This is a genomic window from Fluviibacter sp., from assembly GCF_057744235.1.
In genome coordinates, this window is the sequence record NZ_JBIJFP010000007.1 from 37,451 (window position 1) to 56,538 (window position 19,088).

The 19,088-nt window shown below is 58.0% G+C and carries 21 protein-coding genes; 13 read left to right on the plus strand and 8 right to left on the minus strand.

Annotation, left to right across the window (positions count from 1 at the left end; genetic code table 11):
* Positions 1–3 precede the first annotated feature (3 nt).
* The gene (locus AC3GOJ_RS05450) at positions 4–852 is read right to left on the minus strand and encodes a thymidylate synthase (protein ID WP_488236454.1); all 849 of its coding nucleotides are present in this window, start codon (positions 850–852) and stop codon (positions 4–6) included.
* A 162-nt stretch (positions 853–1,014) separates the two neighbouring features.
* Here AC3GOJ_RS05450 and AC3GOJ_RS05455 point away from each other — a divergent pair, with 162 nt between their 5' ends.
* On the plus strand, positions 1,015–2,670 hold the full coding sequence (locus AC3GOJ_RS05455; protein ID WP_488236455.1) for a M17 family metallopeptidase: 1,656 nt from the start codon (positions 1,015–1,017) through the stop codon (positions 2,668–2,670).
* Here AC3GOJ_RS05455 and yjgA read toward each other — a convergent pair.
* Positions 2,667–3,305, minus strand: coding sequence for a ribosome biogenesis factor YjgA (gene yjgA / locus AC3GOJ_RS05460; RefSeq protein WP_488236456.1), 639 nt, complete (start codon positions 3,303–3,305; stop codon positions 2,667–2,669). The two genes, AC3GOJ_RS05455 and yjgA, sit on opposite strands and share 4 nt — an antisense overlap.
* A gap of 88 nt (positions 3,306–3,393) precedes the next feature.
* Here yjgA and pmbA point away from each other — a divergent pair, with 88 nt between their 5' ends.
* From pmbA to AC3GOJ_RS05490, 6 genes are all read left to right on the plus strand, one after another.
* Positions 3,394–4,767, plus strand: coding sequence for a metalloprotease PmbA (gene pmbA, locus AC3GOJ_RS05465; RefSeq protein WP_488236457.1), 1,374 nt, complete (start codon positions 3,394–3,396; stop codon positions 4,765–4,767).
* Positions 4,767–5,420, plus strand: coding sequence for a histidine phosphatase family protein (locus AC3GOJ_RS05470; RefSeq protein WP_488236458.1), 654 nt, complete (start codon positions 4,767–4,769; stop codon positions 5,418–5,420). Before pmbA ends, AC3GOJ_RS05470 begins: the two co-directional genes overlap by 1 nt.
* A gap of 83 nt (positions 5,421–5,503) precedes the next feature.
* Positions 5,504–6,754, plus strand: a complete 1,251-nt coding sequence (glyA, locus tag AC3GOJ_RS05475) for a serine hydroxymethyltransferase (protein ID WP_488236459.1) — start codon at positions 5,504–5,506, stop codon at positions 6,752–6,754.
* A 24-nt stretch (positions 6,755–6,778) separates the two neighbouring features.
* Positions 6,779–7,234 (plus strand): transcriptional regulator NrdR, encoded by a 456-nt coding sequence (gene nrdR / locus AC3GOJ_RS05480; protein WP_488236460.1) that lies wholly within the window; start codon positions 6,779–6,781, stop codon positions 7,232–7,234.
* 56 nt (positions 7,235–7,290) lie between these two features.
* The gene (ribD, locus tag AC3GOJ_RS05485) at positions 7,291–8,409 is read left to right on the plus strand and encodes a bifunctional diaminohydroxyphosphoribosylaminopyrimidine deaminase/5-amino-6-(5-phosphoribosylamino)uracil reductase RibD (protein WP_488236506.1); all 1,119 of its coding nucleotides are present in this window, start codon (positions 7,291–7,293) and stop codon (positions 8,407–8,409) included.
* A 52-nt stretch (positions 8,410–8,461) separates the two neighbouring features.
* Positions 8,462–9,574: a Fic family protein gene (locus tag AC3GOJ_RS05490; protein ID WP_488236461.1), complete on the plus strand. Its 1,113-nt coding sequence runs from the start codon at positions 8,462–8,464 to the stop codon at positions 9,572–9,574.
* A gap of 4 nt (positions 9,575–9,578) precedes the next feature.
* Here AC3GOJ_RS05490 and AC3GOJ_RS05495 read toward each other — a convergent pair whose 3' ends face one another.
* From AC3GOJ_RS05495 to gpmA, 4 genes are read right to left on the minus strand one after another with little or no spacing between them, the layout of a single operon-like run.
* Positions 9,579–10,205: a LysE family translocator gene (locus AC3GOJ_RS05495; RefSeq protein ID WP_488236462.1), complete on the minus strand. Its 627-nt coding sequence runs from the start codon at positions 10,203–10,205 to the stop codon at positions 9,579–9,581.
* Between the two features lie 12 nt (positions 10,206–10,217).
* Complete coding sequence (locus AC3GOJ_RS05500) at positions 10,218–10,961, minus strand: HesA/MoeB/ThiF family protein (protein ID WP_488236463.1); 744 nt, start codon at positions 10,959–10,961, stop codon at positions 10,218–10,220.
* 8 nt (positions 10,962–10,969) lie between these two features.
* Complete coding sequence (locus AC3GOJ_RS05505; protein WP_488236464.1) at positions 10,970–12,499, minus strand: S41 family peptidase; 1,530 nt, start codon at positions 12,497–12,499, stop codon at positions 10,970–10,972.
* Between the two features lie 37 nt (positions 12,500–12,536).
* Positions 12,537–13,298 carry a 2,3-diphosphoglycerate-dependent phosphoglycerate mutase gene (gpmA, locus tag AC3GOJ_RS05510; protein WP_488236465.1) on the minus strand — a complete coding sequence of 254 codons (762 nt, stop codon included), beginning with the start codon at positions 13,296–13,298 and terminating at the stop codon, positions 12,537–12,539.
* Between the two features lie 109 nt (positions 13,299–13,407).
* Here gpmA and AC3GOJ_RS05515 point away from each other — a divergent pair, with 109 nt between their 5' ends.
* From AC3GOJ_RS05515 to AC3GOJ_RS05530, 4 genes are read left to right on the plus strand one after another with little or no spacing between them, the layout of a single operon-like run.
* Positions 13,408–13,836 (plus strand): rhodanese-like domain-containing protein, encoded by a 429-nt coding sequence (locus tag AC3GOJ_RS05515; protein ID WP_488236466.1) that lies wholly within the window; start codon positions 13,408–13,410, stop codon positions 13,834–13,836.
* A gap of 9 nt (positions 13,837–13,845) precedes the next feature.
* The gene (gene grxC, locus AC3GOJ_RS05520; RefSeq protein ID WP_488236467.1) at positions 13,846–14,100 is read left to right on the plus strand and encodes a glutaredoxin 3; all 255 of its coding nucleotides are present in this window, start codon (positions 13,846–13,848) and stop codon (positions 14,098–14,100) included.
* Between the two features lie 27 nt (positions 14,101–14,127).
* Positions 14,128–14,640: a protein-export chaperone SecB gene (secB, locus tag AC3GOJ_RS05525; RefSeq protein WP_488236468.1), complete on the plus strand. Its 513-nt coding sequence runs from the start codon at positions 14,128–14,130 to the stop codon at positions 14,638–14,640.
* Positions 14,641–14,670: 30 nt separating this feature from the next.
* Entirely contained in the window at positions 14,671–15,681 is a 1,011-nt protein-coding gene (locus AC3GOJ_RS05530) for an NAD(P)H-dependent glycerol-3-phosphate dehydrogenase (RefSeq protein WP_488236469.1), read from the plus strand.
* A gap of 48 nt (positions 15,682–15,729) precedes the next feature.
* Here AC3GOJ_RS05530 and AC3GOJ_RS05535 read toward each other — a convergent pair whose 3' ends face one another.
* Positions 15,730–16,224 carry a tRNA (cytidine(34)-2'-O)-methyltransferase gene (locus AC3GOJ_RS05535; RefSeq protein ID WP_488236470.1) on the minus strand — a complete coding sequence of 165 codons (495 nt, stop codon included), beginning with the start codon at positions 16,222–16,224 and terminating at the stop codon, positions 15,730–15,732.
* Positions 16,225–16,236: 12 nt separating this feature from the next.
* A complete protein-coding gene (locus AC3GOJ_RS05540; protein WP_488236471.1) occupies positions 16,237–17,079 on the minus strand; it encodes a double zinc ribbon domain-containing protein in 843 nt (280 codons plus the stop codon).
* Between the two features lie 46 nt (positions 17,080–17,125).
* Between AC3GOJ_RS05540 and bioB the strand changes: the two genes are divergently transcribed.
* Both bioB and AC3GOJ_RS05550 read left to right on the plus strand, forming a co-directional pair.
* Positions 17,126–18,142, plus strand: a complete 1,017-nt coding sequence (gene bioB / locus AC3GOJ_RS05545; protein WP_488236472.1) for a biotin synthase BioB — start codon at positions 17,126–17,128, stop codon at positions 18,140–18,142.
* 5 nt (positions 18,143–18,147) lie between these two features.
* Positions 18,148–19,080 carry a methyltransferase domain-containing protein gene (locus AC3GOJ_RS05550; protein ID WP_488236473.1) on the plus strand — a complete coding sequence of 311 codons (933 nt, stop codon included), beginning with the start codon at positions 18,148–18,150 and terminating at the stop codon, positions 19,078–19,080.
* Positions 19,081–19,088: the final 8 nt, after the last annotated feature.

A 19,088-nucleotide genomic window follows, 5' to 3' on the forward strand; every position in this document is an offset into this window, starting at 1 on the left:
GATTTAGACGGCGACCGGGGCCGGGATGTGTGGGTGAGGATCGTAGCCTTCGAGGGTAAAGTCTTCGAAGCGGAAGGCAAACAGATCCTTGATCTCGGGGTTGATACGCATCACGGGCAGCGGTCGAGGCTCGCGGCTGAGCTGTAGTTTGGCCTGTGCCAGGTGGTTGCTGTAGAGGTGCGCGTCGCCGAGCGTATGAATGAATTCACCGGGGCGGTAGTTGCAGACCTGGGCAATCATCAGGGTCAGCAATGCGTAGGAGGCAATATTGAACGGCACGCCAAGAAAAATGTCGGCACTGCGCTGGTAGAGCTGGCACGACAGACGTGGCCGTTGATCAGCGTCCGCTGCGGCGGGCGGTGCCACGTAAAACTGAAACAGTGCGTGGCAGGGCGGCAGGGCCATGCGATCCACTTCGCCCGGGTTCCAGGCGCAAACCAGATGGCGGCGCGAATCCGGGTTGTTTTTCAGGCCGTCCACGAGTTGCGTGATCTGGTCGATGGTGCGGATCGTTGGCGGTTCACCTTCTTTACCCGGTGCCACGGTTTCCCAACGTCGCCATTGCTTGCCGTAGACGGGGCCCAGTTCACCGTGCTCGTCGGCCCAGTCATCCCAGATCGAAACGCCGTGTGCCTTGAGGTAGGCGATATTGGTACTGCCTTGGAGGAACCACAGCAGTTCATGAATGATCGAGCGCAGATGCAGCTTTTTGGTGGTGAGTACCGGGAACCCCTGTTCCAGATCAAAACGCATCTGCCAGCCGAAAACAGAACGGGTACCGGTACCGGTACGGTCAGTTTTGACGTGGCCGTGCTCGAGCACATGTTGCATCAGGTTCAGGTAGGTCTGCATACGGAAATCCGTTTTTTGTTTTTCAGTTGATTCCAACTTTATAATCATCGCATACCTTGTAAGAATCAGCCGAAAGCCTACGATCCTATGGTGACTCCGACCGTCTTAAACCGCACAACCCGTCCCCAAGCGAAACCCGCCTCTGCCCGCAAGGGGCGTGCGTTGAACCATCGCTCTTTGCCGCCCAATTGGCAGCCGGTGCTACCCAAGGTGAGCCTGGCCGATGGCAAGCTGAAGGATGGTCTATTCAATAACTTTTCGCATGTGCTGGTGCTCTTTCCTGCGTCACTGCTGGCCGGGGGTGTGCTGCCTTCGGGCTTGCCGGGCGGCGCTTTGCTGAAACAGGTGCTGGACCGCCAGAAGAAGAAAGCCACGAGCCTGCTGCGGACGCACGCGGCTAGCGGCAAAATGCCGACTGAACCGATGATGCCGGAAGCCATGTTGCCCGGTGGCGGTTTGGTGCGCTGGCTGGCTGTGGATCCGGATGCCGCGGTATTTCTGACCCAGCAGCAATTGCGGCAGGCGCTGTCTGGGTTGCTGGCAGAGCAGCCGGTGCAGCTGGATATCGTGTTTCATGGCTCGGCTGGCTTTGTGGCCAGTGTGCTGCCGGAGGCGGCCTATGTGGCAACGGTGAACCGTATTGCCCTGCCTAAAACCGTGGCACCGGAAAAACCCGCCAAAACGCTGGCCGCATCAAAGACCGCTAAACCGGCTGAGATTCGTCTGTGGGCCGGCACCCGGGATCAGGATTTTCTGAAGCAGCAATTGGCGGCGGCGCTGGTGCGGGCCGAGGCTAACATTCTGACGCGTGCCTTGTGCGTGTTGCCACCCAATCAGCTAACGCCGGTTTCGTTTCGTGAACTGATTCCCGGACAAATCAAGGGGCTGGGGATCCGAACTGCCGTCTATGACGTGGCCTGTTTGCAGGAAATGCAAGCAGGTGCCTTTCTGGCCGTTGCTCAGGGGAGCCCTGAGCAGGATGCCGCGATTGTGCATTTGAGCTATGTGCCCCGCGTTAAAGCGGCCAAAGCAAACCCGAAAGACCGGTCACCGGTCTTGCCTTTGCCGGCGGTCGCGCTGGTCGGTAAAGGCATCTGCTTTGATACCGGAGGCCATAATCTGAAACCTGCCCGATATATGGCCGGTATGCATGAAGATATGGCCGGTGCCGCGTTGGTGGTGTCGGTGATCCGGGCCGCAGCCCAGCTCAAGCTGCCTGTGCGTATTGATGCCTGGTTGGCGTTGTCGCGTAATGATATTGCCCCCGGGGCCTATTGCCAGGGGGATGTGGTGACCGCGCTCAATGGTCGAACCATTGAGATCGTGCATACGGATGCCGAAGGCCGCATGGTGTTGGCCGATACCCTGACGCTGGCGGCAGCAAAGAAGCCAGATGTCGTAATCGATTTCGCCACGCTGACAGGCAGTATGACCATGGCGCTGGGTAACCGCATGAGCGGATTTTTTGCATCCGAGCCCTGGTTGGCTGGCCGCCTCGAAGCCGTGGCGGCGACAGCGGGTGAGCGCCTGATGCCGTTTGCGATGCCGGATGACTACGATAGTGCGCTGGAGAGCCAGGTGGCCGATGTGAAGCAGTGCACGCTGGATGGTGAGGCAGACCACATTCTGGCCGCACGGTTCCTCCAGCTATTTGTCGGCGATGCGCCTTGGTTGCACCTAGATTTGTCGGCGGCCTCGTGTAAGGGCGGACTGGGTGCCGTGGGCACCGACACGACCGGTTTTGGTGCTGCACTCACGCTGGCGTTTCTTCAGTCGATTGCGGCCAAGGGGCTTCCTCGGCCGGGTCCCCGCTTTTAAATCTCACTGTCCTCGTCAGGGGTGACCTCAGGGATTGTCGGGTCTTGATCGGCCATGTCCTGATGGGTGCCCGGCTCGTCTAGTGCTTTGAGAAACTGGAAGATCGCCCGGTAGGATTTGGGCGGCTTCTGGGTGGCCTGTTCCTTGAGGGCATTGCGGCGTAACGTCCGCAGCGCAGAAACGTCCATATCGGGGTAGTCGTTCTTTAAGGTGGTGATGATGGCTTCATCCGCCAGGACCTTGTCACGCAGTTTTTCCAGCATGTGAAAGCGGGCGTTGGCTTTGTTCGAAATGCCGTCAATTTCGTCGAGCATTTCCTGAATGGGTGCCGTTTCCACGTCCCGCATCAGTTTGCCGATGTACTGCATCTGCCGGCGCAGGGCACCGTGTGAGGTGATGCGTTTGGCTTCCAGGACGGCATCACGCAGCGATTCCGGAATGTCCAGTTTTTTCAGGCGGTCATTGCCCACACCAACCAGACGATTGCCGAGCGCCTGCAGCGCATCGACTTCTTCCTTGGCTTTGGTTTTGCTGCGCCGGCGAGATTCCGTCAGGGGAGGGGGCTCGGCGTTAACGACGACCTGACCCTGGCGGGTATGAAAGTGACTGGGCGGCTTGCTGGCATGAAAAGGCATGATGACTCGTGACTCGGGTAAACATTACGTGCGGTTGGTTTGCCGCTATCATACCAACCGAGCACCAATCCCACGGATGAATATTTGAATGACCACGCATACACCCGCCCGCCAGGAACCCCTGTTTGCCCATAGCCGTGAGGCCTTGGAGCGCATTGCCGCCGATGTGCTGAGTTTTGCCCGCACGGGTGGGGCTTCAGCATCTGAAGTCGAGATTTCAGAGGGCTTCGGTCAGAGCGTTAATGTCCGGCAGGGCGAAGTCGAGACGATCGAGCATCATCGTGATAAGCAGGTTGGCGTTACGGTCTACCTCGGACAACGCAAAGGATATGCATCGACAAGCGATTTTTCAGGGGAAGCCTTGCAGGCCACGGTGCGTGCGGCACTGGATATTGCCCGTTTTACCGCAGAAGATCCCTGTGCGGGTTTACCTGAAGTCGAACAGCTCATGCTGGGCCCAGTGCCCGATCTGGATCTGTTTCACCCCTGGACGCCCTCAGTAGAAACTGCCGTGAATCTGGCGCGCGAATGTGAAGCCGCCGGATTGGCGTATTCGCCAGCGATTCAGAACTCGGAAGGCGCATCGGTCTCGACGCACCAGGGGCATTTTGTTATGGGGAATAGCCTTGGTTTTCTGGGAGGATACCCGACCAGTCGGCACAGTATCGGCTGCGCTTTAATCGCGGTCGATGCACAAGGGATGCAGCGTGATGATTGGTATGAATCCGTGCGTGCCGCGACACAGTTTCCGCCAGCCGCTGAAATTGGGTTAAAAGCGGCAAAGCGTGCCGTGGCAAGGCTTGGCGGCCGGCAGTGCCCCACCGGCGAAGTGCCGGTGATTTTTGAAGCACCGATAGCGTCAACCATTGTGGGCAGCCTGGTGCATGCGGCTTCTGGCGGCGCGCTCTATCGTAAGAGTTCGTTTCTGGAAGGGGCTTTGGGTACACAGATTCTGCCGGAGTTCGCGGTGCTGGAAGAGCGTCCGCTCTTACGTGGTGGCCAATCGAGTGCGCCGTTTGATGGTGACGGACTGGCAACGCATGACCGGGACGTGGTTCGCCGCGGTGTGCTCGAAGGTTATTTTCTATCGGTTTACAGTGCCCGCAAGCTCGGCATGGCGCCCACTGCCAATGGCGGCGGTAGCCACAATCTGTTCCTGCGCGATACCCGTGCAGCGCATCCGGATCTCCAGTCGCTGATGAAGAGCATGGGTCGCGGGTTATTGGTGACCGAATTGCTGGGGCAAGGGGTCAATTACGTGAACGGCGATTATTCGCGTGGCGCGGCCGGTTTCTGGATTGAAAATGGTGAGATTGCTTACCCCGTAGAAGAAATTACCATCGCAGGCAACCTTAAAGACATGATGCAGGGCATTGTGGCTATTGCCGAAGACCGGTTGAGCCGCAGCGCCAAGCAATCAGGGGCCATTTTGCTTGATCGGATGATGGTGGCGGGCGCTTGATGCGCTGTTGTATCGTCCGTCACGGAGAAACCCCCTGGAATGCGGATCGTCGTTTGCAGGGGCATCAGGATATTCCGTTGAACGCCTTAGGGTTGGTGCAGGCAAAAGCGGCTGGCCAGTATTTGCACCGAAGTCATCAGGCAACACCTTTCTCTGCTGTGGTGAGCAGTGATCTGTTGCGTGCCCGACAAACGGCGGATGCCGTGGCGACAGCTCTGGGGTTGGTGGTGCAGGACGCCCCGGCCTTGCGCGAGCGCCATTATGGACAGTTTGAGGGCAAGACGCCGGCTGAGGCTGAGATCTTTCAAGCAGATGCTTACGCAGCGCTGGTGAGCCGTGCGGATTTGGCGGCAGCCCCTGGGGCGTCCGAACCCTTACAAGCCATGCTTGAGCGCATAGAGCGGTGTTTGTTCGATCTTGCGCGGGTTTATGCCGATCAATCGGTTGTTATTGTTACTCACGGGGGCGTTCTGGATCTCTTGTACCGCCGCGCCATGGGGCGCGCTTTGACAGGGCCTAGAGATGCACCAATCCCCAATGCTGGCCTGAATTGGCTTGATATTGAGGCGGCAGAACAGGGTTTGCGCTGGACAATGGTGGCCTGGGGCCAAACGGAACATCTCACAGACGCCAGTCGCGACGAAATCCTGTAAAATCACGGCCTTGGCTAGAGTCGGCGTTGCCGAAGCCACCGATTTCCGTTTTGTCCGATTTTGATTGAATCCCGAGGTCTCTTATGTTCTCTGCCCGCGACACCCTCCAGCAAGTTGATCCCGAACTGTGGCAAGCCATTCAGGCGGAAGACCGCCGCCAGGAAGATCATATTGAACTGATCGCTTCGGAAAACTACGTTTCCTATGCCGTTATGCAGGCGCAGGGTTCGCAGTTGACCAACAAATATGCCGAAGGCTATCCGGGCAAGCGCTACTACGGCGGTTGTGAACACGTTGACGTGGTTGAGCAGATTGCGATTGATCGTCTGAAGGCATTATTCGGTGCCGATGCCGCCAACGTGCAGCCAAATTCGGGTTCGCAAGCCAACCAGGCTGTGCTGATGGCCTTTGCCAAGCCAGGCGACACCATTATGGGTATGAGCCTGGCCGAAGGTGGCCACCTCACTCATGGTATGCCACTGAATATGTCGGGTAAGTGGTTCAACGTCGTGTCCTACGGTCTGAACGAAAAAGAAGAGATCGATTACGACCAGGTTGAAAAGCTGGCGCGTGAACACAAGCCACGCATCATCGTGGCCGGTGCTTCGGCTTACGCACTGCGTATTGATTTCGAGCGCTTTGCCAAGATCGCCAAAGAAGTCGGCGCCATCATGTGGGTGGATATGGCGCATTACGCCGGTCTGATCGCAGCGGGTTACTATCCGAACCCGGTGCCGCATGCTGACGTCGTCACCACGACCACGCACAAGACGCTGCGCGGTCCGCGTGGTGGTGTGATCCTGATGAAGGCCGAGCACGAAAAGGCCATCAACTCGGCTATTTTCCCGGGCCTGCAGGGTGGTCCGCTGATGCATGTGATTGCTGCCAAGGCCACCGCGTTCAAAGAAGCAGCAACTCAGGGCTTCAAGGATTATCAGGAACAGGTGATCAACAATGCCCGCGTTATGGCGCGTGTGCTGGGTGAAGAGCGTGGTCTGCGTGTGGTGTCGGGTCGTACCGAGAGTCACGTATTCCTGCTCGATTTGCGCAACAAGAACATCACCGGTAAAGAAGCCGAAGCCGCTCTGGGCCGTGCACACATTACCGTGAACAAGAACGGCATCCCGAACGATCCACAGAAGCCGTTTGTCACCTCGGGTATCCGTATCGGTTCGCCAGCGATGACTACGCGTGGTTTCACCGAGATCGAAGCCGAGCAAATCGCGCATCTAATTGCCGATGTGCTCGACGCGCCAAACGACGAAGCCGTTTTGGCCAAGGTGCGTGAGCAAGTCTCGGCATTGTGCAAGCGTTTCCCGGTTTACGGCAAGTAAGCCAGTCTATTAGGACGCGGCGCGATGAAGTGCCCATTCTGTAGCGCGGCCGGTACTACCGTCGTAGAAACGCGCGAGTCGGAAGAGGGTCACATCGTCCGCCGTCGTCGGCGTTGTGGTCAGTGCGAGAAACGTTTTACCACGCATGAGCAGGCAGAGATCCAGTTTCCGTTTATCGTAAAGCGTAACGGATCGCGTACCGAGTTTAGCCATGATAAGTTGGCCGCATCACTGCAACTGGCGCTGCGTAAGCGTCCGGTAACTGCGGAAGCGATTGATGCTGCCATTTCACGTATCGAAGAAAAACTCCTCGCCCTGGGCGAGCGCGAAGTCACCTCGCAACAGGTCGGTGAGCTGGTGATGCGCGAACTTAAAAAGATCGACAAGGTGGCTTACGTGCGATTTGCATCGGTCTATCGCAACTTCACCGATATTGATGAATTCTCCGAAGTGATTCGCGAGATCTCGCCGGTCGCCTGACCGCGTATTCACGATACGGGTTCTCAGAATTGCCCGACACCACGATTCAAACCCCGATGGCCGCTGATGCGGCCTGGATGGCACGTGCATTGCAGCTAGCGGCCAACGGGCTTTACACCACGGGGGTTAACCCACGGGTGGGTTGTGTGCTGGTCAAAGATAGTCAGCTTATTGGTGAGGGTTGGCACGAACGCGCGGGTGAAGGCCACGCCGAAGTGATGGCGTTACGTGACGCCGCTGCGCGTGGACACAGCACGCAGGGTGCAACAGCGTATGTGACGCTAGAGCCTTGCTCGCATCAGGGTAAAACCCCGCCCTGTGCCGAGGCCTTGATTAAAGCCGGAGTCAGCCGCGTGGTTGCGGCGATGGAGGATCCGAACCCTTTAGTGGCAGGTAAGGGCTTTGCGTTATTGCAAGCGGTGGGCATTGCGGTTGCTGCACCGCTAGTGGCCGCTGAAGCAGAAGCCTTGAACGTCGGGTTCATAAAACGTATGCGCCAGCATTTGCCATGGGTGCGACTCAAGATGGCCGGCAGCCTGGATGGCCGCAGTGCGTTGGCCAATGGCCAGAGTCAGTGGATTACGAGCCCGGAGGCCCGGATAGATGGGCATCGTTATCGCGCCCGGGCACAGGCCATCATCACGGGTGTTGGCACACTGATCGCCGATGACCCGTTGCTCACCGTGCGAGATGTGCAGGCACCAATCAGCCAAGCCGGGCAGGTACTGCCGCTGGCATCAGCGTTGCGCGTAGTGGTCGATAGTCACCTGCGTACGCCCATCACGGCAAAAATTCTGCAGGGCGGCTGTTTGGTCGCTACCGCAGAAACTAATCCCGAAAAAACGGCGGCCTTGCAAGCGGCAGGCGCAGAGGTGGTTTGCCTTCCTGATGCCAACGGCCGTGTCGATTTGAAAGCCCTGCTGGAGTTTCTGGCGCAGCGTGGTGTTAATGAAGTCCACGTTGAGGCAGGTCCACGCCTGAGTGGTGTATTCCTCAAAGCTGGGCTCGTTGATGAGTTAGTGGTTTATATGGCACCCAGCATTCTTGGGAGCGACGCCCGCGGTTGGTTCGATGATCTGAATCTGAGTAGATTGGATCAGAAACGGGTGCTCAAATTCCAGGATGTGCGCATGATAGGTTCTAATCTCCGCATCATTGCAAGACCGCTCGATTAACTAAGCTGTTGTTTTAGTTGACGCTGCGGAGAATAAGCTCGATAATCTCCGCATGAATAGCGGAGATTATCGTTACGTTTGGCAACAGCCGGATTGGCCGCATTGGCGCTATGACGCCAAGCGCTTAATGCCGTTGCTTGCTCAAGTGCACCAGGCACAAGGCCGCCTGCAAGGTCGGCTTCAGGATCTAGGGTTGGATCAACAGGGTCAGGCCAACCTGCGCGTACTCACCGAAGACGTATTAAAAACTAGTGAAATCGAAGGAGAAAGCCTCAATCCAGAATCGGTGCGTTCATCCATCGCACGACGACTCGGGGTTGATATCGGCGCACTAGCGCCAGCAGATCGACATGTTGATGGTGTCGTTGATATGGTCTTGGATGCCACGGGTAATCATGAAGCGCCGCTAACGGTGCAACGGCTCTTCGCCTGGCATAGCGGCATGTTTCCCGCTGGACAAAGTGGGCTGCGCAAAATCCGTATCGGCGCATGGCGGGATGATGCGCACGGTCCCATGCAAGTGGTCTCCGGCCCCATGCATCGCCCTAAGGTGCATTTTGAAGCGCCACCTGCACAGCTCCTCAATGCCGAGGTAAATGACTTTTTGCTTTGGTTCAATGTCGATCAGCAAGACGACCTACTCATCAAAGCCGGTTTGGCACATCTCTGGTTTGTCACCATCCACCCGTTTGATGATGGTAACGGCCGCATTGCGCGCGCTGTGGGCGACATGGCCTTGGCTCATGCAGAGAAATCAACACATCGTTTTTATAGTGTGTCGGCACAGATTCAGCGTGAGCGCAAAGACTATTACGCACAGCTTGAACGTGCGCAGAAAGGTGACTTAGATGTTACCGCTTGGCTGGTCTGGTTTTTGGAATGCTTGCTGCGTGCTGTACAGGGCTCAGACGAAACCCTTTCGGCTGTGCTCAATAAAGCCAGCTTTTGGAAGCGTTGGGCTTCCACGCCCATGAACGAACGACAGATCAAATTACTCAACCGAATGTTAGATGGATTCGAGGGCAAGCTAACAACGAGCAAATGGGCAGCGATTGCGAAATGCTCTCAAGATACTGCGCATAGAGACATCAAAGATTTGGTCGAGAAACGTTTGCTGAAACAATCAGAGGCTAGCGGGCGTAGCACGAGCTATTTGTTTGATTAACAGACTAACGAGCGCTAACCGCCAAACGAATTGCGGCGATCCCAAATGCAGTAGCAAAAAGAACTCGCGCAATCTTTTGGCCGGTGTGTGAGCCCGAAAAATGATGAGCAATCTCAGATGAGGCAAGCACGTAAAACACATCGAAGATGGCGCCCACGGTAACGAGAATAGTGCCGAATAATAGATATTGCTCGAACAGGTTGCCCGTTGGTGTAATGAATTGCGGCAGCAGGAGCGCGCAAAACATTAATGCTTTGGGATTTAAAAGGTTGGTCAGGAATCCTTGCCTCAGGGCACGAATACCTATCTGGTGATGGGCCAATAGGGTTGTACTGTTTGCTTTTGGCGTGCGTAGAAGTCGCCAGGCAAGCCAGCATAGATAGGCAGCACCCACCCACCGGACGGCATCAAACAGCAGGGGATGTGCGATGAACAGGGCAGCCAAACCCAGGGCTGCCAGCGTTACGTGAAGTGCGCGCGACATCGCGAGACCAACAGCCACCATGAGTCCGTTATATCGACCTCCAAAAGCAGAGGTAGATAAAATGAGCGCCATATCGGGGCCGGGCAGCAGGTAGACGGCCACCAGCGCGGCGATGAAAATGTAAAGATCAGAAGACGATGCCATCATCTGTGATACCTATCAGGCTTTACAGGCAGGACATGCAGGGTCCGGTTGCACGCGAGCCGAAGACCAGATGCCAGATAAGGCATCGTATCGTTGCAGCAGCCCTGTAGCCGGGTATCCAAAGCCAGCGAGCAACTTGATGGCCTCAACGGCTTGCATGCAGCCGACAACACCGGTGACAGGCGCCAGAATGCCGGTGGTGGCACAACGTAGATCGTCGTCGGCAGTGTCTTCCGGGTAGAGACAAGCGTAGCAGGGGGCTTCAGCCTGCCGCGGATCCATCACAAACAGTTGTCCGGTGAGTTTGATCGCGGCACCTGAAACAAGCGGTGTTTTGGTGGCCAGGCAGGCGCGATTCAGCGCATAGCGCGTGGCGAAGTTGTCGCTGCAATCCAGCACGATATCGGCTGCGATAACCCTCTCCAGCAGTGCAGTCCCTTCGAGTCGGGGCAGGACGATGACGCGGCAGGCCGCGTTGACCTGATGCAGAGCTTCTTTGGCGCTCTGCGCTTTGGGCTGGCCAATACGGGCGTCGGTATGCAGAATCTGCCGTTGCAGGTTGCTGAGGTCAACGGTATCGCCATCGGCGATGCTTAATGTGCCGATGCCGGCGCTGGCCAGATAGATAGCCGCCGGGGAGCCCAGGCCACCCGCGCCAATGATCAGCGCATGGCTGGCCAGGAGTTTTTCCTGGCCTTCGATGCCGATTTCATCAACCAGAATGTGCCGGCTATAGCGCAGCAGCTGCTGGTCATCCATGGGACGCGTTACTGAGCAGGTTTTGCCGTGTTGTCGGTCGCGGGGACGTTCTCTGCCGCTGACTTGGTGTCTTTACTCACCGGTGCCGGCGGTTTGCCACCGAGACGTTTGATGGCTTCGACAAACTGGCGATCCTTGGCGGTGGTGTAGTCGGCAATGGCCAGACCCGAGAACTCGTCGTCCTTGTTGTCCTTATCCTTGCCGTTCGTTTTGCCGTTGGTCTTATCGCTCTTGCGCTCGGCAGTTTCTTTATCCTTCTCCTGATTGTTCACCAGGTGACCACCGAGGTCCGCCTCACGCAGGCCGTTCTTTTTGCTGCCCGGTGTTTCTTCGACTTCGATATCCGGCTCGATGCCCTTGGCCTGGATCGATCGACCCTTCGGTGTGAAGTAACGCGCCGTGGTCAGTTTGATGGCGGTGTTGCCTGGTAGCGGCAATACAGTCTGTACCGACCCCTTGCCGAAGGTTTGTGTACCCAGGATGGTGGCGCGTTTGTAGTCCTGCAGGGCACCAGCCACGATTTCCGAAGCGGAGGCCGAGCCGCCATTGACCAGCACGATGAGCGGCACGGTTTTGATGCCGGCCGGTAGATTGCGTAGTTCATCGTCGCGGCCCGTCTGGTAATCCTCGGGCTTGGCGTAGAGCTTGTTCTTGGCATCTGGTGCTCGGCCATCCGTCGAAACCACCAGTTCGTTCGGCGGCAGGAACACGGCCGATACACCCACGGCACCGTTGAGCAAGCCGCCCGGATCGTTGCGCAGATCCAGAATCAGGCCCTTGAGCGGTCCGTTCTTGTAGAGCTGGTTCACGGCGTTGGCGAGCGCGGCTGTGGTGTTTTCCTGGAACTGGGTAATGCGGATGTAGCCGTAACCCGGCTCGATCATTTTGAACTTGACCGACTGCACCTTGATCACTTCACGGGTGAGGGTGACGATCAGTGGCTTGTTCATGCCTTTGCGGGCAATGGTCAGCGTGACCTGAGTCTTCGGTTTGCCGCGCAGCTTCTTGACGGCTTCGTTCAGTGTCAGCCCTTTGACCGCGGTGTCATCGATTTTGACGATGAGGTCACCGGTTTTCAGCCCGGCACGTGCGGCTGGCGTATCTTCGATCGGCGCGATGACTTTGACGAAGCCATCTTCCATGCCCACTTCGATGCCCAGCCCGCCAAACTCGCCGTGGGTACCGACCTGCAGTTCCTTGAACGCCTCCGCGTCCAGATAGGTCGAGTGCGGATCCAGGTTGGACACCATGCCCGAGATGGCATTGTTGATCAGTTTCTTGTCTTCGACCGGCTCAACATAGCCCTGTTTGATGGCGTTGAAAACTTCGGCGAAGGTCCGCAGGTCCTGGATCGGCAGGCCGGTGGTCTGGCTTTGAGTGGTTGACGCCGGTGCGGAAGCTTTCTCGGCAAATGCCGGGAGCTGAAGAGCAATCAGGACACCGGCCACCACGCCGGCCACACCAACGCCCGTCGTTCGTACCCAGCCATATAGGGCTTTGTGGGTTGGGTGATCGTTTGGCGGTAATGGGGTCGGCATAATGAGGGTCCTGTCGTCCTTGCGTACGATGCAGTGGTTATTTTTTTGCGGCTTGCTGGGCCACGGCGGCGGCAGCAGCGGCGGCGGCATCCTGGTCACCCAGGTAGTAACTGCGGATGGGTTTCAGTGTCTCGTCGTCCAGTTCGTAGACGAGTGGGATGCCCGTCGGAATATTGAGTTCGACGATGTCGGCATCCGAAATGTTATCGAGGTATTTGACCAGCGCACGGATCGAGTTGCCGTGGGCCGCCACGATGACGCTCTTGCCCGACTTGACGGCCGGGGCAATGGTGTCTTCCCAGAACGGGACGAAGCGGGCCACCGTGTCTTTCAGACACTCGGTGAGCGGCAGTTCTTTTTCAGCAAGACCCGAGAATTTTTCGGCATAGCGGGCATCAAAACGCGGGTGACGCGGATCATCAAATTCCAGCGCAGGTGGCGGGGTGTCATAGCTGCGGCGCCAGACCAGTACTTGGTCGTCGCCGTACTTGGCAGCGGTTTCAGCCTTGTTCAGCCCTTGCAGGGCGCCGTAGTGACGTTCGTTGAGACGCCAGTTCCGCTGGATCGGAATCCACAGGCGGTCCATTTCTTCCAGCGCCAGCCACAGAGTGCGCATGGCGCGCTTGAGTACCGACGAGAAGGCCTGGTCGAATTCGAAGCCGGCTTCCTTCATCAGGCGGCCGGCCTGCTTGGCTTCTTCGATGCCTTTTTCGGTCAGATCAACGTCGGTCCAACCCGTGAAGCGGTTTTCCTTGTTCCAGGAGGATTCGCCGTGGCGCAGCAGCACAATTTTTTTCATGGTGAGATTTCCGTTCATCCGATATAAATGAATCAATCCGCTATTCTATAATGCCGGAGGCGCTGACTCTAGCGGCCAAGCCCCTGACTTTGTATTTTCTGGAAAAAACATGGATTTCTTCTTGCAGCCCCTCAATATCGGTTTGTTGCTGATTGCGCTGGTCTCCGGCGCCCTACTGGTGCGCCAGACCATCAATCCCGGTGGTAAAAGCGTGTCGCCGCAGGTGGCTATTGCCCTGAAGGACAAAGAGGGAGGCATCCTTGTGGATGTGCGGGAGGAGCACGAAGTCGCTGTAGAACACATTCAGGGTAGCCTGTTTATTCCGCTCAAGACGCTGCCATCCCAGCTGGCTAAACTGGAAAAATACCGTAAGAAGCCCGTGGTGGTCGTATGCGCAGCGGGTCGCCGTTCGGCCGCCGGTTGCCAGATTCTGAGTAAGGCGGGTTTTGAAGATGTGTCGCAGATTGACGGTGGTATCCAGGCCTGGGAAAAGGCCGGTTTGCCGCTAAAGCGGGGCAAAGCTCCGGTCAAGGCTTAAGGAGTCGTCATGCCCAAGGTTCTGATGTACAGCACCGCCGTCTGCCCGTATTGCGTGCGTGCAGAACAGTTGTTAAATAGCAAAGGGGTGACCGAGATTGAAAAAATCCGCGTTGACCTGAATCCAGAAGCGCGCGAGACGATGATGGTGCGCACAGGTCGTCGCACCGTGCCACAGATTTATATCGGCGATACCCATATCGGCGGGTTTGATGATTTGGCAGCACTAGACCGTGCGGGTGGTCTTGACCCGCTGTTGAAGTAGTTTTGATTGTTTTTTTAAGGGTAAACCATGGCTGACAATGAACAAATGACCGACCAATCTGCTGCTGCCGACCAGGTGCCGGCGCAACCGATGTTCGCAATCGAAAAACTGTACGTTCGCGATATGTCGCTGGAAGTACCGGCGGGTGCCGAAGTATTTCTGCAGCAGCAGGCCCCGGAAGTGGGCGTGCAGTTCAAGACCGGTTTCAACCAGCTCGCCCCGGATGCTTTTGAAGGCATTCTGCAGGTCACCGTGACGGCCAAGGCCGACAACAAGGTGTATTTCCTGATTGAAGTGCAGCAGGCCGGTATTTTCCGTGTGTCCGGTATTCCGGAAGAAGCTCTGCAACCGTTCCTCGGTTCAGCCATTCCGAATGTGCTCTTCCCGTATGCCCGTGAAGCGGTTTCTGACGCTTCGACCCGTGCCGGTTTTCCGCCGGTAGTGTTGCAGCCAGTCAATTTCGATGCCATGGCGCAACAGTCGGCAGAAGCCACGGCCAACGAGGTGAGTGAAGTCGAAGCACCGGCGACGGTGCAGTAATTTTCCGCATCGGTGATTGAGAGTTTCCGCATGAGTCAGACGATGCTAACCGGCCAGAAACTGGCTGTCCTGGCGGCGGGTGCCTGGGGTACGGCGCTGGCCGCCAACTGGGCGCAGCGCCATCAGGTGACGATCTGGGCGCGTGAGCCCGAGGTCGTTGCGGATATCAATACCGATCACATCAATCATCGCTTCCTGCCTAATATTCCGTTGCCGCTGGCGTTACGCGCTACGGGCGATCTGGCAGAGGTGCAGGGAGCCGATGTGCTGGTGCTGGCAACCCCGGTGGCTGGGTTGCGCGTGACACTCGAAGCGCTGAAAGCACGCTACGGTGCGATGCCGTTGCCCCCGCTGGTCTGGGTGTGCAAAGGTTTCGAACCCCGGACCGGCTTGTTGCCGCATCAGGTGGTGCGCGATGTTCTGGGGGGTGTACCGGCCGCCGCCTTATCCGGCCCCAGTTTTGCCCAGGAAGTGGCCAAGGGCTTGCCAGCGGCAGTGACGCTGGGCTCTGCGGATCTGGCATTGGCCGAGCGACTCGCCGAGAGTCTGCACACACCGAGCCTGCGCTTGTATGCGTCCGGCGATGTGGTGGGGGTCGAAGTCGGTGGCGCGGTAAAGAATGTGCTGGCCATTGCGACCGGCATTGCCGATGGCCTGGGCTTGGGGCATAACGCCCGTGCGGCGCTCATGACCCGGGGTCTGGCCGAGATTGGTCGTTTGTGCGAACGGCTCGGTGGTCAGCGTGAAACCTTGATGGGTCTGGCCGGGTTGGGCGATCTGATTTTGACCTGCACCGGGGATTTATCGCGCAATCGTCAGGTAGGTCTGGCGCTGGGTTCGGGCAAAACGCTGGAAGAAACCCTGGAGTCGCTCGGTCATGTTGCCGAAGGCGTGGGTACGGCCAGAGAAGTGGCGCGGCTTGCTACCGAATTGCAGGTGGACATGCCGATTGCCCAAGCCGTGGCAGCCGTGATTCGGGGCGACCTCAAAGCACGCGATGCCGTCGGCCAGCTGATGAACCGGGCCCAACGCGCCGAGTGATTGAACCGCCGAAGGCGGCGGTGCCCCGCGGCTTCAGCCGGCTTTGTCCTACTGCGCGCCGCAGAAGCCGTTCTGCCGCCAGATTTCGAAGGCCACGATGGATGCCGAGTTGGCGAGGTTCAGGCTGCGAATACCTGGCCGCATCGGGATGCGTAGCCGGTGATTCTGGTCAAAGGTCGCCAGTAATTCTGCCGGCAAGCCTTTGGTTTCGCAGCCCATGACGATGACGTCATCCGGTCGAAAGCAGACTTCATGGTACGGCCGACTGCCTTTGGTGGTCATGGCGAAGAAGCGGCGTGGGTGGGTGGCATCGGCCAGGGCCGTCATGCAGGCCGTCCAGTCATTGTGAACGTGCATAAAGGCCTGGTCGTGATAATCCAGACCGGCGCGACGTAATGATCGATCATCCACATCAAATCCGAGCGGTCGTACCAGATGCAACTCAAAGCCGGTTGCGGCAGACACGCGAATCAGATTACCCGTGTTGGGGGGGATTTCCGGGTTGACCAGGATGATGGCAGGGCGGCGAGTTGGTGGTGTCATGGGATAGGCGTCTCAGGATTCGGGCGTGCGGGCCAGTACGGCAACATCAATCTGGCGTGCGCCAGCGTAACGCAGTGCGTCGGCACAGGCCGACAGACTGGCACCGGTGGTCAGCACATCGTCGATCAGCAGAATGCGCTGACCGTTCAATGCGCGGGTGCAAGCAAAGGCACCCCGTAAATTGGCCCAGCGGGCTTCCCGCCCCAGACCGGCCTGGGATGGGGTGTCGTGAATCCGCATCAGATGCGCCGCGGACCACGGGCGCCGGAGCGCTTTTGCTGTGTGTCGTGCAATTTCTGCTGCCTGGTTGAAGCCGCGTGCCTTGAGCCGGCTAGGATGCAGCGGCATAGGGAGTATCAGATCCGGTATGCCATCCCCCGTTGCTTCCCAGCGGGCTTGCAGGGTTGCCGCAAGATGGTTGCCGAAGAAGGCACCAAGGTACAGATGGTGTCCGTATTTGAAATCACGAATCAGGCTATCAATGGGAAACGCATAAGACCAGACTGCCGTGGCGGTATCAAAACGTGGTTGGTGATGCTGGCAATCGGGGCATTTCGAGGGGACTGGGGCGTGAGCGCGCTCTGTGTCACGAGGCTCGAGCGGGAGCGCGCAGCGCGGACATGTTTGACCGGTTAGCCGGGGAAGCCCGGCTGCACAGGCCTGACAGACCGGAGCGTTACCGCTGGGCAGACTGCACAGCACACAATTCTGGGGCAGTACGGTGTTTGCCAGATGACGGCCGGCTAAGCGCAGCCATTCCCACAGGCCGCGGGGCGGTTGGGTATTCTGGTCTGGCGCGAAGGCATTCATGGGGTGGCGTCGGTTAGTCAGGCGAGGATTAAAGGCTTCGGGCATAATTATGCCTTTACAAAGCAATTAACCTCCATGTGTGGGGTCCCCTATGCAAACTGAGCAAACAGAGACGATTCCCCTGAATTTTGTACCGCCGCGCCAAAAAAATCATAATACAGCGGCCGCTTCAGGTACGGGCCGCTGGTCCACCGACGCGGTACTCGAACTGATCGAGCTGCCTTTCATGAGCCTGCTGGCCAAGGCGCATGCCGTTCATGCCGAACACTTTGACGAAAATGCCGTACAGCGTTCGACCCTATTGTCGATCAAGACGGGTGGCTGTTCCGAAGACTGCGGTTACTGTTCGCAGTCGGCACGGTACGACACAGAGGTTGGCCGTGAAGCGCTGATGTCCAAAGAGGATGTGATGACTGCCGCCAGAGCGGCCAAAGCGGCCGGTTCGTCGCGCTTCTGTATGGGCGCTGCCTGGCGTGGTCCGAAAGACAAGGATCTCGATCAGGTCGTCGATATGGTGCAGGAAGTCAAATCCCTGGGCCTGGAAACCTGCGTCACGCTCGGCATGCTGAAGCCGGGACAGGCTGAAAAGCTGGCGACTGCCGGGCTAGACTATTACAACCACAATCTGGATACGGACTCAGCCTACTATAGCGAAGTGATCAGCACGCATACGCATGAAGATCGGCTGGATACGCTGGATCGTGTGCGCCAGGCAGGGATTCATGTGTGTTCCGGTGGCATCGTTGGCATGGGTGAGAACCGTAAGAATCGCGCGGCACTCATTGCCCAGTTGGCCAATCTAGACCCGGTGCCGGATTCGGTGCCGATCAATAATCTGGTGCCGATTCCCGGAACGCCCATGGCGGGCGTGGATCCCGTCGATGGTATCGAGTTTGTGCGCATGATTGCCGCTGCCCGCATTACGATGCCGACGTCTTGGGTGCGTTTGTCGGCCGGCCGTCAGGAAATGTCGGATGAGTTGCAGGCACTGTGCTTCTTCGCTGGTGCCAATTCCATTTTCTACGGGGAACAACTGCTGACAACAGGCAACCCTGACACCTCGCGCGATCAGATGCTGTTCGCCACCTTGGGTCTGAAAGGCGTCTGATGCCAATGGGGGCTGCTCCCCCTGCTTTGTCTGCCGCCCGGTTCCGCAAAAACCGGATCAGACACGCCTTTGACCGGGTGGCACCCGCGCTGCCCGGCAATGACTTTCTCTACCGGGAAATGGCCCGGCGGATGTCGGAACGCCTGGATATGGTGCGGCTAGAGCCGCAATGCATTCTGGATGCCGGCTGCGGTCTGGGCGCGGATCGCCTGACGCTCGCCCAGCGTTACCCGGATGCCCTCTGGCTGGGCGTGGATCATAGCCTGGGCATGCTGCATGCCGGGGCGGCAACGGATCGGGCAGCGACAGGTTTCCTGCAGCGCTTGCTCAGTCCGGTGCGTCCATCCAGAGCGCTGCGGGTTGCCGGTGATCTGAATGCCTTGCCGCTGGCGGCACAGCAGGTAGATCTGGTCTGGTCCAATGCCGCGTTGCACTGGCTGGATGATCTCCCGGGTGCCATGCAGGAATTCAATCGTGTCCTGCGTGTGGGTGGGCTGCTCATGTTCAGCCTATTCGGTCCGGATACCCTGAAGGAATTACGGGTTGCCGTGCAGGCGACCGCGGCGGCGGCTGATGCAGGACGCGTGCAACCCTTTGTTGATATGCACGATGTGGGCGATATGCTCGTACATGGTGGTTTTTCAGATCCGGTCATGGATATGGAAACCCTGACTCTGACCTATGCCGACCCCTGGCAGGCGCTTAAGGAGTTGAAGGCAACGGGGTCGTGTGATGCCACGCATGTTGCCGTGCACGGTTTGACGGGTCGCCAGTTCTGGTCTCGTGTGATTGATCACTGGCCGCGCAATCGTGACGGACGTTACACGTTGACCTTTGAACTGGTGCAGGGCCACGCCTGGAAGGCTGCGCCGAGGCAGCATGAGGATGGCCGTGCCGTCGTGAATTTCATGCCGAGGCCGGCCCATCCGCGTCGATGAGTACACCG